This window comes from Methylophaga sp. UBA4204 (genome assembly GCF_002379485.1).
In the GTDB taxonomy this organism is placed as follows: domain Bacteria; phylum Pseudomonadota; class Gammaproteobacteria; order Nitrosococcales; family Methylophagaceae; genus Methylophaga.
The window spans coordinates 18,374-35,942 of sequence record NZ_DFTU01000077.1; the positions used below are offsets into that span (position 1 = coordinate 18,374).

The window sequence follows — 17,569 nt, forward strand, 5'->3', positions numbered from 1 at the left end:
TTTTGGCTATTATTTCAAGCCATGTTGAAGAGTAAGCCCCAACCCCTGCTCGATTGAAGTTAGAGGTGTCCAACCGAGAGAGGTTTTAGCCAACTGGTTGTCCAGAATAACTTCCGGTATATCGAAACTGCGTTTTTGCTGATAAATAACTTCAATCTCTTCACCTTTGTATTTTTCAATCATATTGATGATTTGATTCAGAGAATATCCTACCCCACTGGAAATATTTACTGGACCTGTATACTCAGTAGTCATTGCTGCCAAACAAGCCGAAACTACATCGTCAATATATACATAGTCCCTGACAACGCTACCATCTCCCCAGACTGTAATAGGCTGACCAGCATTTATCTTATCAATACACGTTCCAATAAAACCTTGTACTCCCTTGTGTGTCTGTCCCGGTCCGTATGGATTTGAGGGTCTGAGGATAGTGACATCAAGCTGATAAAGCTCAGCATACATTTGCAAATATTTTTCAATGGCTAGTTTGACAATACCATAACTACAGGTCGGATTAGTGGGATGATTCTCAGTAATTGGCAAGCTTTTGGGTGCGCCATACACTGTACCGCCAGAAGAAAGATAAACGATACGTTTAAGGTCAGCATTACGCATTAATTCGAGAAGTTTTACTGTATTGACCAGATTACTTTCGATATCATGAACTGGATTTTTATTCGATGTGGCAGGCACAGAGGTACTGATCAGATGAAAGATCATATCCACGCCACTCATTGCCTCTGTAAGGCTCATCACATCGGAAAAATCAGCCTGCACAGCGTCAGCAATCTCAGGAAATTGCTTTCTAAGCGTTTCGATATTACGATCAAAAACCTTAACCTGATGCCCTTGATTCAACAAACCATCAATTAGTGCACTGCCAATAAAACCACTGCCACCTAGCACAAGCACTTTCATCGTTTGTCACCTATCCTTGTAATGAGCGCATCAGCGCGACGCTGGCCAACATTATGCCACAAGAAATACTCCGAACGGGCATAAGCGGCCAATGACATTTCCTTAAGTTTTGCTTTATTAGTAGCCAACAACGATAATACTGAAATCCATGCCGACTTATCATGTGGATCAATAATATAGCCATCCACGCCATCCCGAATCACGCCCTCACCGCCCATCGGAGAGACGATGCAAGGTAAGCCAGCACCAATGGCGAGGTAGGTCACCAGCGGACTTCCCTCTTCAAGACTGGGCAACATGAATACATCAGCTTGTTTGAAATATTGATCAATATTCTTGGTGAAATTGATAAATTCAAATCTAGAATCATCGCGATAGGGTTTAACTATATGTTCAATAGCTGGATCAATGCTTCCAACAATGACCAGCTTACCTTTCAAATTAGCATCTCTCCAATACTCAAGTAAAAGATGAATACCCTTTCTTATAATACCGCTACCGACAAAAAGTCCATTAAGCTCACCGGGTGGCGAAGTCGTCTTTTTAGGATAGTGACGCTGATGCTCACCCAAACCATAAGAGGTTTCGATCAACTTCGCAGGCTCAATACCATTTTCTAGCATGGATTTGGTGACGTTGGGGCTTGGACAAAAAATATAATCTGCCATTGTTAATTTCAGGTTCTCATCAGCAATACTCGCCTCAGGTATTTTCTTATACTCTGCAATACCAAGTATTTGCATTTCTTTATCAAGAATTTGATTAGCTGTATTTTGGTGGCAATTAATTGACTCAATAACTAAGATTTTTCCATGTTTTTTTGCCTGTTGAAAAGTACGTAAATGCGCCCCCGGCCACAAATATGCAATATCATATTTGCGAATAAGGTATTTGAATTTATATTCGGAAAGTTTACGTATTCTTGCCAGACCAAGGAACTTGTTAAGGACAGAAAAAAGGAGTTTATTTCTGACGATCGTCTTTCGTTTATCCAGTTGTAGGTCTAAATCACTAAACAATGAGAAAACATCTACTTCTAGATCGGAACTATTCATGGACATAGCTATCGAATCTGCAGCGTAGCCAATTCCAAAACTGGTAGTATATCTAGGATCGTAAAGTAAAATGCTTTGAGTTCTATCCATGTGTATAAGGCTATTTTTAATGTTGGCTGTTCTTATCAGAACCATGACCTCGAGACAGATAAATTAATACCGGCTTGAGAAAGTGTGGAGCTTTATGGCTAAATTTATATATATCTATCTTATCCTGTTGTCGGATGCCAATAATCACAATTGTAATTACGTATAATATTGCACTGAATATTGAATATACTATCAACTTAATCCATGAGTCTGGAGGACTAAATTTCAGACACAGAAAACATAAAATAACAGAGGGTATCGCCGTATATATAGTAGGTTGAAAAACTTCTTTGAACCAATCTTCAAAGCTCGTGTGGGCAATCTTCCAGCAAAACGGCCATTTAAGTGTTACTTCTACGAATATAAATGCTGTCAATGTTGCATACGCCGAACCATATGCTCCCTTTTGCAAATAAATAACAAACAGTACCGTCAGTATTAAATTCACCGATTGAACAACAATTACTCTTAAAGAGAGCCCTTTCATATCACCAGCTGCCAATGCAACAGCCGAGCCTAGAGCATTCATTGCTGCTAGGACACTCACAACCAGAAGGATCGCCATCACGCCCCCGGCCTCGTCATACTTACCATCAAGATATAGGTGCATCAACTGTGTTGAAAAAATCATCGCCGGTACAGCGATCATCATTACCACCCACGTATGGTATCTTGCTGTTCGTGTATAGGTATTTCTAAGCTTAATGAAATCTTGTGTTGCGTACATTGCCCCAAGAATCGGGTAAAATGGACGAGTGATCGGCGTTAAAACTTGAGTAAGCAACCTGGGCCCCATATCAGCCACATAAAATATAGTCACATCAACCGCAGTAGCAAAACGATTTAAGATCAGCGGATCCATCGATCGTTTAAGCACATCAGATAAGCTTCCCACCAGCCACCAGCCACCAAACTTGCTAATTTCTTTTGCCAGAGCCGCCTTAAACATCTTAAATCTGAATCGCTGAGCTGGGACCAATTTCATGGAGATAGGAGTAGTAATACTCATACCAACAAGTTCACTTATAACCAGAGCAACGGTCACCCATAGAGCTCTAGTGCTAACCTCAAAAAGCAAAACAAGCAATAGCCCAACTCTTAAAAATTGACATCCGATATCAATGAGATCTGACCAGACAAGTTTTTGTCTCACCATAAAACCAGAATTAAATGCCGTAATTGGTAACCGTAATGAGGTTGAGAACACCATTAATATCAACATAATCTGAGCATCAAAACGATATTTAGGGTCAATTACCAGAACACTGTCAATATTCCAGGCAAGTATTAGTCCCAATATGAATAATGCAACACCAGCCATCAATAACAATGGAAACATGGAAGAACATATCCGCGTGACTTCTTCTTCATCACCACGTGCATAAGCAACGGTCATGTATCGCGCCATACCACCAGTTAGGACCGTAGTTATAAGTGGAGCAAAGGCCATCACAGATAAGACAATAGGAATTAAACTATATTCTTCTGGCGGAATATGCCTGAGCAAATATTGCTGAAGCCACAGTAAAACTGTGACATTTACAACAAGTGATATTGCTGAACTTGTTGAGTTTATGACAATAAGTTTTTTGCTTATTTCTATCGTACTCATATATCAAAGACAACCCAACTTTTGCTCTTTAATTAAGAGCATAGATAATGTAATAAATTCAGCATATTATTTATAATGTTTAAAACCAATAAAGTGAATTAGGAAAGTTATTTTAATTAACCCACATTTTTATCCCAAAATTTGGACAACAATTTATTAATTATTACCTTTGGTAACATTTTATAGTTACTTGTGGCCAGACTTAACTTTATAGAATTTCGGTTTGTCCATGGATACCTGGAGCGGATTACTGTTTCCAATAAATCAGCATCAAGTTTATCTTCCCGCTTCAACCTTTTTACTATTTCATGAAAATGAGTGTCATTTCTTGTATCAAATCTGATAGTACTGTAGTGATAAACAACAGGATTTTTAGCCCCAGTTCCTTTTTGTAATACCAACATGACGTTATACTCCGGGGGTAAAGCATACACATTCATTGATTCTCTTCGTAGGGCCTCATGCATTGCAGGCTGATCTTTATGTAAGCCAAGCTTACTACTCTCAGTCCACAAATCATGCCAAGTCCTAAAAAAATCTTTCGTGCGTTGATTATCCCTTACCAGCATAACTCCAGAATTAAAATATCTACTCGGTAATGGCCAGTGGATTTTGTCAAATATCTCTCTTTCAAATGGGCGAAAAACAAACTTTTCTGGAGGTAAATTCATATCATGTGACATAGCTATATCTGCATTGATATCAAAAATTGAATTTAAGTCATCAACTGGTAGTGCATCAATATCAACATACAAATAATCACCCTCAACAATGTTACGCAATTGGGTTTTTAACATACGACTGGTATAAGCATTATTCTCGCCTTTGAGATCAACAATATTAATTTTGTCGACCATCTCAATCACTTTCGCACGAAAACCTATAAGATTATTAAAAGTTTGCTTATCTAAGACTAGCTCAACAGAAGTAGAAGGGGAATAACGTCTCGTACAATGTATAGACGTCATAGCCATTTCTGTATAATGGTCTTCAGTGTTGCTTACAAGGACATAAACAACCTTTGGTTTACTTTGAGTCACTTTAACCTCATTTTTTCAGCTATTTTCTGAATTCACTAATACCACTCAGTTGGTCTAAAAATCAGTTTTCAATAAATCCAACCACTATTATAGAATGACCGTAGTAAATTAACTCATACCAGTTTTTGAATAATTTGTCGTAATGCTCTACAACATACTACAAATAGTATGCCTCACCATCTTATATAGCTTATTTTATACGTAAGTGTAACTAAACATTTAAGTTTAGGGTTAAACTCTTGAGTTAATGGCACGTATCAAAATTACTAATAATTTAAACTTTTACCAAACTAAATAAAATTTACTTGGCAAGCTTCTCAATATTAAATTTTGTAAATCACAATACTAAATATAAATTTTATGTCACATAATTTAATATTTGATTAGTAGATTATCTTTAAACTTAAGCGAAACATTTACACGTAAAGGTTATGTCTATTTGTTACCTTTTAAAGTAAAAGGTTATCTCCAGACTGATAAGCTAAATTGAAAGAAATTAGAGTTTAGAACTTTCTTCAACGTTAAATCTTTCGTTAGCAAATCCAACAAAACTTTGTTTAGAACAAATGCCTTTATAAGATTTTACCAATTCCATTGTTTTCTATATTTACTTAATAATCTTCTTAAATGAAGTACTAAAATTATCCTCCAGTTAAAATATTTAAACTTGGGGCTCCAGACAAATTTAACACTAGACTCAATTAGATAAAATTGACAAACATTGCAACAATTTTATTAGGGTAACATAAACGCAATTTTCTATTGTTAACTAAACAACAAGCCTAAAAAATCAATATTTTATGATTCGCCTAATTTTAGGATTTGTCCAACAGCAGATTTTTTAACATATCGTATAGAAAACCCAATTATAAAACTTAAAATATATAAACTTTTTCACAGAGAATTGCCCACCTCATTGGGCAGTAATCTTCGAAGCTATTATCAGAAATAGTTATATTCTTTATCCAAGCTGCTATTGATCAATTTGACCTTTTCATATGCTGGGCGTGTTACAACATATATTGATACGAATAGAAATTAATAAACATATAAAAAAACTCCGGCCATAATAATATGTCCGGAGTTTATTTGCTTTACAATCTATTTTTTTAATGAAACATAATTTCGGTAAAACTATTCAGTTCATTAAAAGAGCATGAATATACTACCTCATCATGCAACGTCCGCGTGCAAATACGCGACATTGACTTTCTTCAACGGGAATATCGTTCTCAATTACATTTGTCACTTCGTTTACTGTAACTGAACGAGCCTGATATGAGCTTATTGATTCGGAACTACGTGTAGTTACTGGTTCAGAAGCAATAGGATCTGATATATCTGAAATAATTGATTGATCAATCATTGATGCAGACTCTTGAACTGATGCTGATAACATTGCGCTTCTGGAAGTTGAATCAATCATCTCATCTTCCAGCATTGAATCAACCGTTCCAGTACTGGAGGTACCTGAGCTAGAGCCAGAAGTACCTGAAGAACTGGAGCTAGAAATTTCTTCCGTCGTTGTATCTGTTGCTGTTCCACGATCAGTAGAGATTATGTTAGAGGTAGTTTCACTGTCAGTAGTAGTCTCATCTGCAACTACTACATCGGATACTGATACTACTGGGCGCGAATAAAGCGGTGTTGTATCAAGCTCAGGTTCTGCAAGTATTACCTCCGGTTGGGTATTTTCTTCCACCGGTATTTCATCAGTTAATAAACTTTCATCTATGATGCTGACAGAGGTATGTGAATTACAAGTATTTTTACTTACATCAATCTTAAGATTAGCATCTAACCCTCTAATACATGCAGCTCTAGAATCTGTAGATGAGAGACTTATATCATTTCCAGTGGCGCTGAATCTATTTTGGCCACCAAGCATAATCCCAACCCCAAGCTGATGGTTGTTGATTATTTTATTATTTCTGATGGTCACGTTTTCTGACTTTAGACTATCTTCAGGTTTATTGGGCACTGCAATTGCATTTCTTATGATATCTGATTCGTCAATAATGATGTTATCTGCGATGAGAACATCTTTACAAGAAGCACAACCGATACCCAGACCGCCGACATTCCGAACAGTATTACGCTTAATTGTCAAACCAATAAACGATTCATTAAGGTTATTGCCTGGATCTACCGCGATCCCCCAACAGGCTGAACCAGCTTTACCTTTATCTTCAATTATACTATTGTCAACAATTTCAAGATTCCGAATAATTCCATGCACCACCAAGGAAGCCCCCTGACAAATCCCATCAACCCTTGTTGAATGTTTGATTATGTTATTACTAAATTTTATATTACTATTTTTGAAGTCTTGTGATTTAGTCGGACTACTAATGTAGATATTGTGATAAAGAATAGGGCCTTTAAAACCATTGTTTTCGAATGTATTATTATGAATGAGACAATCATTACAACCACCAAGCCATCCCTGATGTGCGTTATTAATTATGGTAGAGTTTCTTACTATTATCCGATCATTTGCCTGATTTGAGCCTTGCTCTGGGCTATTTGCCCCTGCAGCATGGATACCAACTGAAAATCCTTCGATATGTACATTTTCAATTAGTAAGTCATCTACATCGTTATACATTGCAATACCGGAATGACGACTAGCGTTTGAAATAATCATCAGATCCCTGACAATATAGCCACCATCTGGTTTTGATGAACCAGAATTCTGGAAATTAATTGCAGTTTCCCCGTTGCTTATCAGCATTGGCTTGTCTAAAGATTCATCACCATAACTTTGGATAGCGCATGGTTTTTCTGCATTGCATCGGGAATTGGCTATCCACTTTCTTTCGGTGATTTCAAATTTACCCCCCCGGCAGAAAAGGATATTATCTCCTGCAGACATTTTATCAAATGTATCCATTGCTTTTTCGTATGAGCGGAATGGCGAGGTTTCGGAACGGCCGTTGTTATTGTCGTCGCCGTTATCACAAACATAGTAATTTTGTGCGGATGCTGCAGAAGCAGAAATCGCTAAAAGTAAACCTGAAAATAGAATTGAAATAAGTTTCATGATCATCGTCCCCCCTATGAATTAAAGATGATACGCGTTGAATGATATGTACATACTACACAAATAAAGGTGACCAAATTCACACATTCACAATTGGTTGATTTTTGAACAAGAACTTGTGAGATTGTAAGCAAAAATTCTTGCTTTCAGTACCTATCAATAGACCAATTTACCCAGTAATAAGCTCCAAAAAAAACCCGACCTTTCAGTCGGGCCAAAAAGCCTCTGGGGGGCAGAGGATTTTTAAAGGATTTTGATATTTCGATGGCTTCATCTCCTTTATTATGGAGATGGTTGAATATTAATAATTTAGTAAGAGCTTAATCGTGATACTTATCACAAAAAGAAATAATTTCGGTTACAAGTGAAAAATTCCCGATAAAAGATCAGACTATCTGAATATTATGCTGCTCCAGCAACCAGCTTTTAACTCGTTTTACATCCGGGTTCTCTGAAGCCTTGGTCTCCACAATACGAGAAGATTTTTTGTCCCGCATCATATCTTGTATAAGGGCGACATCAATTTCTTTTTTATCATCAGCAAAGGCATAAACCAAAGCAAAATCGCACAGGTTATTAATACGTCTGGGGATCCCCTCGCTATAACAATAAATTACGGCGCAGGCTTCATTGCTGAAAATTTTATGTTTAGCTCCCGCTACTTCCAAACGGTATTCAATGTAATTTTGTGTCTCCGGATAGCTAAGCGCTTTAAGATGGAACTCTACCCCAATGCGTTGTGCAAATTGCACAAGTTCTGGTCGGTTCAGTTTTTCGATTAACTCAGGCTGCCCCGTCAATACGAGCTGCAAGAAAATATCCGAGTCGATATTTACATTGGATAAAAGTCGTAATTCTTCTAATGCCTGAACCGACAAGTTTTGCGCTTCATCGACAATTAATACTACCCTTCTCCCCTGAGCATGTTGCTCGACAACAAAATTAATGTAATCGCGATAGCGGCCAGCGTTATCTGTCGCACTAGACTCTATTTCAAGCGAATCCAGTACCCATACCATCAGCTCACCAAATGATTCATGTGTGTTATTTATAAGGCCAATAACACAATCATCATCAATCTTTCCTAGCAAAGCCCGTATCAGCGTTGTTTTACCCGCACCGATTTCGCCTGTCACCACCGTGAACCCAGCATGACTCATCAAACCATATTCCAGCATTGTGAGCGCTTTTTTATGGTTGGGGCTCATATAGAGAAACTGAGGATCGGGTACCAGGTTAAAAGGCTTATGCTTAAGACCAAAGTGTTCTGTATACATAGATTAATAATTTTGATGTTCGGGGGGACTGGCAGATTTATTTACCACTGTACCAAGCAAGGGTGAGCCTTCAAGCATCTGCAAAGATTTAGTAATATTCGATTCAGTATTTTTACCATCTTCGAGTACAAGCAAAGTACTGTCAAAATAGCTTGCTGCAAGCGACACATCATCAGTCTGCAACACAGGTGGAACATCGAAAATAATGACACGGGAATCATACTGAGATTTAATATCAGCCACCAGACTGGCCATTTTGGGGCTGGAAAGCAGTTCAGCAGAATCTTCTGCTCTGCCGACTCCCGGTAATATAACCAATCGTTTGATACCTGGGTTGATTAAAACCTCTGAGAGTTTTAAGTCACCTGAAAGATAATCTTTGAGACCCACCTGAGCATTGAGACCAAAATAATTACTGATACTCGGATTACGCAAGTCCATATCTACCAGCAAAACGGTTTGATTGAGCTCCATTGCAATTGCCATAGCAAGGTTAGCAGCCACAACTGATTTACCTTCACCGGCAGTTGGAGAGGTCACTGCCAGCGTTTGCCAGCGATTACTGCGCATTTTTTTCAGTACCTGGGTCCGTAACATTCTGAACACGGCTGATTGCGGATTATTGTAGAAACCGGCAATGATTCGTTTGCGTTCAAGCTGATGATTTGGAACATTCACCACTTTGGTCTGGGAATACGATATCGACTCAATAGGAGCTGCCAGTGGATCTTCGGCTTGTGAAACACTATTCTCAGCTTTAGTTGGTTCTACTCTGATGGGTTCCGGTTTCTGAGCATGCCGCTGTTTAGCTTTTTCAAGCGCTTTCTGAATTCTATCCATAATTAAACTACCGTATTAATTGTTGATACTGTTGTTACAGCAAGCTCAGTTTATTCAGTACTTTGAACCATAACACTTCAAGGTTCATTACAAAGAAATGAAACAATATGACAGCACCTAGGCCAAGGATAATTCCTAAAACGATCAAGCTATAAATGATTCGTCTCTTACGGCGTTTTTCGTGGTCGGTCTGAATAAGAGGGATAACAACAATAGGTGGCTTTCCGACAATTCTGGAAATTTGGGTATAGCCACGCACTCCGCCAAATAACATTTCGACCAGAAGCCCAAGACCAACTCCAGCACCAATTGATCCTGCAAATCCCATAACAATAAGTTTCTTGCGATTTGGCTTTTCGGCGGTATTGGAAACTTGAGGCGGTTCGATCAGAGTAAAGTTTTCGCCCTTGTTCTCTGTTTCGAGTGTTTGTGCCAGTTCTGCTTCTAATTGTTTGGCTCTTAACTCTTGATATTTAGCTAATTTATTCTCACGATCACGGGTCAGATCCTGATAAGCACGTTGCACCTGATTGGTCTGGTAAACACGGTTTTCATACTCAGCCAGTTTTTCACGCAAGTCTGCCTGCCTCTCTCTCAAACGACCGATCTCACGTTCAGTTGCATCAATTTTGGCGCTGACTTCTATATATACTGGATTTGTAGAACTAGTAGTGGTTTGTGTTTCAAAATCAGTATTCTCTTCAGGCAGATCCGCTAGACGTTGTTCCAAACGGGTTATTTCTGCTTCAGCAGATTTTACATCCGGATGCTCTGTCGCATAACGTTGCTTAAGTGTTTGCAAATTACTTCTGGCAGAAGTCAATTGCATTTCAACTTCTTCACGAGGGGACGCATCGACACCAACTTCTGCCTCAAGGGCATCTATTTCACGTTTTACGCGTTGTAAATCAGGATGGTTAGCCGAGTATTTACTTTGCATCGAACGATATTGCGCGCGTAGCTCTTGTAAAGCCATCATCGGTGCTGAAGGCTGACCTGCAGCATTGCTGGTCGCACCGGTAGCTTGCTTGGGAATCATCGAAAGCTGTAACCCCATGGTGGTCATCTGGTCACTCAACACCATGATCTGATTTTGTATTGAAGAGATTTCTTCCTGAATGTTCTGAACCGTGCTCAGATTGTAATCCAGCATATCAGGAAGACTGTCACTGTATTGATCTCGAAATTCCGCAATTTCTTTTTCGGTTTGCTGAATTTCTTTCTGCATTCTGTCACCTTCCAGTTTCAAAAACTGGGTGGTGTCCTCGGCCCGGTCTGTTCTAGCTCTGGCATTTTCATTTAAAAACTCTGTAACCAGCTCGTTAGCAACTTGTTGAGCTTTTCGTGGGGACTGATCCATGAACGAGACAGTAAAGGCGATACTGGCTTTTTTGGCGCGACCACTGGCAGGGTCCGTCACATTTGCTTGAATAATATCCACACTAACATTGCTTTTAAACAACTCAACAATTGGTGCGGTGATCGGTGAGCTTTTTCTTTGTTCAGAATAAAGATTATGTTTTTCAACAACTTCCATAATCCGGTTGGTGGTGAGTAGACGCTGTTTGATAACCTCTATACGCTGATCTGCGTAACTAGTGACGGTGGTGCGAATCAAATCCTGTGGAATTTCCTGTGATTCGATCAAAATCAAACCCTGGGATTTAAAACTCTCTGGAAGTGAGTATGTGAATACTACCGTGCCTATCATCAGAGCTAAAGCTGGAATCGCAATCCAGTATTTACGTCGCCACAGAATATCCAGATAATCCCGTAGACTTTTGACTTCTTCTTCCATTATGTACTCTTAAAGTTATCGCGAAAAACGCAGTCCATCCCAGTTATAGTTTACCGTTAAGAAAAACATATTACTGTCGACTTTGTCATCAATCGTATCGAACCCACCAAAACTGCTGCCTTTTTGCTGGCGATACTGATACCCCATCTTAAGGGCAAGGTTTCTTTCGAGTTGCCAGTTGAGCGCTGGCGAAAGGGTAAAATATTCTCTATCAGTGTTAGATAGGTCATCAGCAGACTGCGTTTCCTGATACGACGTATTGACTGACAACGAAAGGGTTTCTGCAATATCCCTGTTCCAATTAAGGGATACTCGGTCAGTTTCATTGACCACTCCCTCACCCGAAGGATTAAGTGAACGTGATAAGGAAAATGTCAAAGTATTTAATTCACCAATATAATTTGCCGAAAAATCAAATAACGATCCTGAGCTTCTGTCTGTTTGTCTTGGCCCACCAAAAAGTGATTGCGTTTCACTGTCAGATGTTCGATATCCTACTTGTCCTGAAAATGACCAACGTTCACTCATTAGATAAGTACTGGTTACACTTAGGTTATAGCTGTCATATTCTGATTCAATAAATTCTGATTGAGATTCGTATTGTGCATAAGTTAGTGCCAGCCCCCCGGTCAAACGTTCTGACAAATTGCGCCGCCAACCTGTTGTTAAGGACCTCGTCTCATTATCGCTAAAACCGCTTGTATCATAAGTTCGCTCGTTATAATTAAAACTGGTATAAGCAAAGTCACGTTCATTAAATTGATATTGATAGCTTGGTGCCAATGATTTTGATGTTACCGTTGCATTAGACGCAAAATCACCGGTATCTTCATCAGCAATAGAGCGTTGAGCTCTTTCAGCATAACTTGCTGTTAAAGCATAAGCACTGCGTTCTGTATTATAACTACCCGTTAAATTGGCAAAAGGATCCTGGCGATCCAGCTCACTTAAACTAGTATATCTTTCTACCCTGTAACCGGTATTAAGTGCGACTGTTGAGTTTTCGACAGAACGAGAAAGTAATAATGTCGGTGCAAGTTTGGTAACAAAACTGCCCTCTTTATCTTCTTGTAACTGAACATTGTCATCATAACTGAATGTTGGAGAAAAATCGGCACCAATAATGTATTCGGCTGAACTGGCGATATTGGATTGGAACATGCTTGCTACCAAAACCGACATAATAATTTTTATTTTCATGCTGACTCCATTTTGGTGTCGATAATTATTATTCCTCATTAAGGAATAATAATGACATCACCGCTTTCAAGCAGCACGTTAGATTCAAGTGATTTGCCTTGTTTAATATTTGCGTAATAGACCGGAATGATTTGCTGTTTCATTCCATCTCTACGCAAAATGATAATGTCGTTTTCTTTCGCATAAGTCGTAAGTCCACCAGCCAAACTCAAAGCTTGCATTGCATCAAGCGGTTGACTCATTCCAAAGGAGCCGGGAGTCTGGACTTTACCTAGAATATGTACAGTGTTACCTGAAACCCGATTTACGGTAACGTTAACGACTGGATCCGAGATATATTCTGAAAGTTTTTCTTTAAGTTCGGTTTCTACTTCAACTACCGTTTTATCTTTCGCGTTTATTTGGCCAGCTAAGGGAAACGAAATAGTACCATCTGGAAGAATAACGACTTCTTTCTGCAGGGCATCTTCATTCCAAACTGAAATGCTTAACATGTCACCTGCATTAAGTGTATAAGGTTCTGAAGCATGAACAACTGTTCCAATCGAAAGTGCCGCTAATAGCAACACTGCATTTATCAATTTATTCATTATTCTTCTCCATGTTTATAAATTACTTTCGCTTCGGATGATAACACGTTATTTAAGCATAAAAAAAGGGAGCATTTCTGCTCCCTTATTTTAACTGGATATTATTATTGAATTAATCAGTTTTACGCTTTTGATTTAGCACGTAAACGCAGTCCCAATAGGCCGAATAAGGCAGGTGCGAAGAGAAAAAGCGCTGCTGGAATAGGCACAGCCGATACTGAAACATCATATTTCAGCTCATCAGAAGAAGCACTAAAGATATCCAAACCATAGTTTATACCAGTCATAAGCGTGGCGGTAAATGAGTAATCTGAGATGAGATTAAACTGATCGATAACAGCACCACCCATCTCAAATAACGATACGGTAGCTGAACTTAGATTTGCTTCTGGATTAAATGACCATACAATTTTAACGGGTGTATTTTGATCTGTAGATAGATCAAAAAATGATGACCAGTTGGTGTTTGGCTCATCTACCGTTCCGTGGCCTAATACAACATCGTTGTTATTTAAGCTAACTTCTTGCGTAGCACCTGATGATCCGGCGGTGGTCAAATTTAAGGTTGCTGCATTTACACTAATTGAGAAAAATAACGTCATAAAGAAAAGCATCGCTTTTTTCATAAGTCGCTCCTTTAAGGGGTTTGATTTATAGATTAAGTTAAGCAATGCAACCCGGCGATCTTACAAGGTAAGACCCGTGGCTTTCCGCCCCCGCCTCACAACAGGTTTGGCTATTGATAGGAAAGAAGAAATCCTTTCCATTGTGAAAACTTCCCAGCTTTTTAAGGAAGTTAATTTAACCATAACGTTTTTTATTCAGTTTGTACAGAGTCTTTTCTGACAAAAAATATATAAAAAAGGGAGCTTCAAGCTCCCTTTTTATTTCTCCTAACCGTTTCAGCCTGCAGTCATCTTGGCTCTACGACGCAAGCCAATCAATCCTAATAAGGCGGGAGCGAATAAAAATAATGCGGCTGGTACAGGCACTTCTGATAATGAGGTAACTGACACATCATATTTTAATGCATGTGATGTAGCATCTAAAATATCCAAACCGTAAGTTTTACCTGCTGACAATATGGCCGAAAAAGTAAAATCGCCCGTTATATCGTACGTTTCTGTAAAACTACCATCTAATGCAAAAATTGCTACAGTAGCAGAAACCAGATTTCTCACTGGGTTAAATGACCATTCAACATCAACCGCAGTATTTGTATCTGCTGTGACGTTAAACATTGAACTCCAATTTGATCTGGAGCTTTCAACAACACCACCACCTAAAACAACATTGTTCTTATTTAAGGTGACTTGCTGTTGGGATGCCCCATTTGAGCCCTCAGCTGTTAAATTAAGAGTTGCTGAGTTTGCACCAGCAGAGAATAAAAAGGCTATACATAATAGCATCGCTTTTTTCATAGCAATTTCCTTCTAAGTGAAAAAATAAGCAATGCAGCCCGGCCATCTTTAGTCAATTAAAGATCCGTAGCTTTCCGACCCTGCCTCACGACAAGTTTGGCTTTATATTGAAGATAGAAACAGAATTGTTTCTAAAATTGAGACTTTCTTATATTCCTGAAAGTTCAGTTACAGACTAACAGTTTTTGTGGATTTTTCAAATCAGGTAGGTAAATCGCAGATGCAAAATTTTAGAGTCTTTTGATGATATTGAGCCCCACAAAGAAAAGGGAGCCGAAGCCCCCTTTCCTTGAACCAACAATATTGTTAACTCATTTGTTACTATGCAGCAGCTGTTTTCAGTGCTTTACGACGTAAACCGAAAAAGCCCATCAATGCTGGAGCAAATAACCATAATGCAGCTGGTACTGGTACTGCAGAAATTGACAGGTCGTATTTCAGAACATCTGATGTGGCATTAAAAATATCAACACCAAAGAATGATCCCGCTGTCAAAATAGCAGTAAAGATAAAATCACCAGTGATGTTAAAAATAGTTGGCGCACCAACATAACCACCACCAGGGCCAGTCAACAGACCAAAGGCCAATTGAGCATTACTCAAGCTGTTAGTTGGGTTAAATGACCACTCAACTTTCACCGGTGTATCAACATCAGTTTGAACATCAAACAATGATTCCCAAACTCCTGAATTAGCAACAGTACCACCAGCAAGAACTGTACTGTTGTTATTCAGATCAATACTTTGAGTAGCACCTGAAGAACCAACTGTTGATAATGTCAGTGTAGCGGCATTAGCACCAACTGAGAACAATAAAGCTATACAAAATAGCATCGCATTTTTCATAATAATTTCCTTTAATTGAAAAATTAAGCAATGCAACCCGGCCATCTTCATAATCCAGCCAGAAGATCCGTGGCTTTCCGACCTTACCTCACGGTAAGTTTGGCAACAAAAACAGAAACAACATTGTTTCTGAACTTTTTATCTCCAAGAAATATCTCGGTGATGATTAAACACTACTACTTCATTTGCATGATTGAAATTGTACTATGGTACTAGTGACAAATTTATTGCAAAAAAATTATATATTTCAGGCTGATTATAGCTGATTTTCTTTTTCTCACAATATCCATATTTAATGAACTTTATAACAATATTCTATTGGTTGTCCCACTTCATGCTGTGAATAATAGCTAACTGAATCAAGTACATAACTGCAAAAAAAGGGAGCCGAAGCTCCCTTTTCTTAAAACTAACAATATTGTTAACTCATTTGGTGTTATGCAACCACTGTTTTCCGTGCTTGACGGCGTAAACCGAAGAAGCCTAACAGTGCTGGTGCAAACAACCACAATGCAGCTGGTACTGGTACTGCAGAGATTGACAGGTCATATTTCAAAATACCTGAAGTGGCATTAAGAATATCTACTGCAAAATATGAACCTGCAGTCAAAATGGCAGTAAAGATAAAGTCACCAGTGATATTATAAATAGTTGGAAAACCAACATAATTACCACCAGGGCCAGAAATCAGACCAAAAGCCAATTGAGCTGAATCCAAGCTTGTTGAAGGATTAAATGACCACTCAACTCTTACAGGAGTATCAACATCAGTTGTAACATCAAACAATGATTGCCAAGAACCTGAATTAGCAACAGTACCACCAGCAAGCACAGTGCTGTTGTTATTTAAACTGATTTCTTGAGTCGCACCATTTGATCCGACAGTTGATAAACTCAATGTAGCCGCATTAGCACTAACTGAGAACAATAAAGCTATACAAAATAGCATCGCATTTTTCATCGTAATTTCCTTTAATTGAAAAATTAAGCAATGCAACCCAGCCATCTTCAAATAATACCTGAAGACCCGTGGCTTTCCGACCTTGCCTCACGACAAGTTTGGCGATTTAAAATAGGAACCATTTTCGTTCCCAACAAATAAAGCCACTTAGAAACAGCTCTCAAGTGACGGTTGAACAATACTGTTAATTTGTTACAAATAATGAGCCCTGCGACACAAAATTTAGCTGGATTAACTCAAATGTTTAATCAAATGTGAATTGATTCACAGTGTTTACAATGGTTTTGCAAATTAAGGAAAGGAACAAAGCTCCTTTCCTCAAGTAAGCAGGAAATCAATACGTTTAAAATTAAGCTGTAGCAGATTTAAGTGCTCTACGACGTAAGCCGAAAAAACCCATTAATGCTGGAGCCAGTAACCACAATGCAGCTGGAATCGGAACAGCTGATGGTGAAATTGACAGGTCATACTTCAAGATATTTGAGGTTGCGTTCAAAATTGCAACAAGATATGTCGTACCAGCTGTCATGGAAGCATTGAAAATAAAGTCACTACTGATATTAAACATTTGTAATGGGCCACCAACTTCACCAAAAGCAAGTTGGGCGGAACCAAGGCTAGTAGTAGGGTTGAATGACCATTCAATAACTACGGGTGTATCAGCATCTGTAGTTGCGTTAAAAGCTGAACTCCAAAGGCCGCGAGCAGCAACAAAACCACCGGCAAGCACAGTGCTGTTATTGTTTAGATCGACGTTTTGGGTTGCTCCAATAGAACCAGTACCTGTTAACGATAAGGTAGCTGCATTGACGTTAATCGAGAACAACAAGGCTGCAAAAAATAGCATTGATTTTTTCATAATTTTTTCCTTTTGA

Annotated in this window: 15 protein-coding genes and 4 riboswitches; all 15 genes read right to left on the minus strand. The window is 38.7% G+C overall.

Annotated features, from left to right (window positions below; all coding sequences use genetic code 11):
- Positions 1-9: 9 nt before the first annotated feature.
- Entirely contained in the window at positions 10-921 is a 912-nt protein-coding gene (locus B3182_RS11010) for an NAD-dependent epimerase/dehydratase family protein (protein ID WP_292355597.1), read from the minus strand.
- On the minus strand, positions 918-2,066 hold the full coding sequence (locus tag B3182_RS11015) for a glycosyltransferase family 4 protein (RefSeq protein WP_292411210.1): 1,149 nt from the start codon (positions 2,064-2,066) through the stop codon (positions 918-920). The genes B3182_RS11010 and B3182_RS11015 overlap by 4 nt, the downstream gene beginning before the upstream one ends.
- Before the next feature lie 16 nt (positions 2,067-2,082).
- On the minus strand, positions 2,083-3,678 hold the full coding sequence (locus tag B3182_RS11020) for a lipopolysaccharide biosynthesis protein (protein WP_292355593.1): 1,596 nt from the start codon (positions 3,676-3,678) through the stop codon (positions 2,083-2,085).
- Between the two features lie 116 nt (positions 3,679-3,794).
- Positions 3,795-4,718 carry a glycosyltransferase gene (locus B3182_RS11025; protein WP_292355591.1) on the minus strand — a complete coding sequence of 308 codons (924 nt, stop codon included), beginning with the start codon at positions 4,716-4,718 and terminating at the stop codon, positions 3,795-3,797.
- 1,165 nt (positions 4,719-5,883) lie between these two features.
- Positions 5,884-7,761 (minus strand): right-handed parallel beta-helix repeat-containing protein, encoded by a 1,878-nt coding sequence (locus B3182_RS11030; RefSeq protein ID WP_292355589.1) that lies wholly within the window; start codon positions 7,759-7,761, stop codon positions 5,884-5,886.
- A 386-nt stretch (positions 7,762-8,147) separates the two neighbouring features.
- Complete coding sequence (locus tag B3182_RS11035; protein ID WP_292355586.1) at positions 8,148-9,038, minus strand: ExeA family protein; 891 nt, start codon at positions 9,036-9,038, stop codon at positions 8,148-8,150.
- A gap of 3 nt (positions 9,039-9,041) precedes the next feature.
- A complete protein-coding gene (locus B3182_RS11040; protein ID WP_292355584.1) occupies positions 9,042-9,878 on the minus strand; it encodes a P-loop NTPase in 837 nt (278 codons plus the stop codon).
- 34 nt (positions 9,879-9,912) lie between these two features.
- A complete protein-coding gene (locus tag B3182_RS11045; RefSeq protein ID WP_292355582.1) occupies positions 9,913-11,676 on the minus strand; it encodes a GumC family protein in 1,764 nt (587 codons plus the stop codon).
- Positions 11,677-11,691: 15 nt separating this feature from the next.
- A complete protein-coding gene (locus B3182_RS11050) occupies positions 11,692-12,876 on the minus strand; it encodes an OmpG porin family protein (RefSeq protein WP_292355580.1) in 1,185 nt (394 codons plus the stop codon).
- Between the two features lie 38 nt (positions 12,877-12,914).
- On the minus strand, positions 12,915-13,466 hold the full coding sequence (locus tag B3182_RS11055) for a polysaccharide biosynthesis/export family protein (protein WP_292355578.1): 552 nt from the start codon (positions 13,464-13,466) through the stop codon (positions 12,915-12,917).
- A 122-nt stretch (positions 13,467-13,588) separates the two neighbouring features.
- Positions 13,589-14,092, minus strand: a complete 504-nt coding sequence (locus B3182_RS11060; protein WP_292355576.1) for a hypothetical protein — start codon at positions 14,090-14,092, stop codon at positions 13,589-13,591.
- Positions 14,093-14,134: 42 nt separating this feature from the next.
- Positions 14,135-14,213, minus strand: a riboswitch (cyclic di-GMP riboswitch).
- A gap of 155 nt (positions 14,214-14,368) precedes the next feature.
- Positions 14,369-14,887, minus strand: coding sequence for a hypothetical protein (locus B3182_RS11065; protein ID WP_292355573.1), 519 nt, complete (start codon positions 14,885-14,887; stop codon positions 14,369-14,371).
- Positions 14,888-14,916: 29 nt separating this feature from the next.
- Positions 14,917-14,998, minus strand: a riboswitch (cyclic di-GMP riboswitch).
- A gap of 210 nt (positions 14,999-15,208) precedes the next feature.
- Positions 15,209-15,733 (minus strand): hypothetical protein, encoded by a 525-nt coding sequence (locus B3182_RS11070; protein ID WP_292355571.1) that lies wholly within the window; start codon positions 15,731-15,733, stop codon positions 15,209-15,211.
- Positions 15,734-15,761: 28 nt separating this feature from the next.
- Positions 15,762-15,847, minus strand: a riboswitch (cyclic di-GMP riboswitch).
- Between the two features lie 322 nt (positions 15,848-16,169).
- Positions 16,170-16,694, minus strand: a complete 525-nt coding sequence (locus B3182_RS11075; RefSeq protein WP_292355569.1) for a hypothetical protein — start codon at positions 16,692-16,694, stop codon at positions 16,170-16,172.
- Positions 16,695-16,722: 28 nt separating this feature from the next.
- Positions 16,723-16,807, minus strand: a riboswitch (cyclic di-GMP riboswitch).
- Between the two features lie 236 nt (positions 16,808-17,043).
- A partial coding sequence (locus tag B3182_RS11080; protein ID WP_349677935.1) for a hypothetical protein occupies positions 17,044-17,569 on the minus strand: 526 nt, incomplete at its 5' end.

What these genes read in the sequence shown, in the direction of transcription:
- B3182_RS11010 (WP_292355597.1), bottom strand. Translation starts at nt 921, where the DNA reads ATGAAAGTGCTTGTGCTAGGTGGCAGTGGTTTTATTGGCAGTGCACTA.
- B3182_RS11015 (WP_292411210.1), bottom strand. Translation starts at nt 2,066, where the DNA reads ATGGATAGAACTCAAAGCATTTTACTTTACGATCCTAGATATACTACC.
- B3182_RS11020 (WP_292355593.1), bottom strand. Translation starts at nt 3,678, where the DNA reads ATGAGTACGATAGAAATAAGCAAAAAACTTATTGTCATAAACTCAACA.
- B3182_RS11030 (WP_292355589.1), bottom strand. Translation starts at nt 7,761, where the DNA reads ATGAAACTTATTTCAATTCTATTTTCAGGTTTACTTTTAGCGATTTCT.
- B3182_RS11035 (WP_292355586.1), bottom strand. Translation starts at nt 9,038, where the DNA reads ATGTATACAGAACACTTTGGTCTTAAGCATAAGCCTTTTAACCTGGTA.
- B3182_RS11040 (WP_292355584.1), bottom strand. Translation starts at nt 9,878, where the DNA reads ATGGATAGAATTCAGAAAGCGCTTGAAAAAGCTAAACAGCGGCATGCT.
- B3182_RS11045 (WP_292355582.1), bottom strand. Translation starts at nt 11,676, where the DNA reads ATGGAAGAAGAAGTCAAAAGTCTACGGGATTATCTGGATATTCTGTGG.
- B3182_RS11050 (WP_292355580.1), bottom strand. Translation starts at nt 12,876, where the DNA reads ATGAAAATAAAAATTATTATGTCGGTTTTGGTAGCAAGCATGTTCCAA.
- B3182_RS11055 (WP_292355578.1), bottom strand. Translation starts at nt 13,466, where the DNA reads ATGAATAAATTGATAAATGCAGTGTTGCTATTAGCGGCACTTTCGATT.
- B3182_RS11060 (WP_292355576.1), bottom strand. Translation starts at nt 14,092, where the DNA reads ATGAAAAAAGCGATGCTTTTCTTTATGACGTTATTTTTCTCAATTAGT.
- B3182_RS11065 (WP_292355573.1), bottom strand. Translation starts at nt 14,887, where the DNA reads ATGAAAAAAGCGATGCTATTATGTATAGCCTTTTTATTCTCTGCTGGT.
- B3182_RS11070 (WP_292355571.1), bottom strand. Translation starts at nt 15,733, where the DNA reads ATGAAAAATGCGATGCTATTTTGTATAGCTTTATTGTTCTCAGTTGGT.
- B3182_RS11075 (WP_292355569.1), bottom strand. Translation starts at nt 16,694, where the DNA reads ATGAAAAATGCGATGCTATTTTGTATAGCTTTATTGTTCTCAGTTAGT.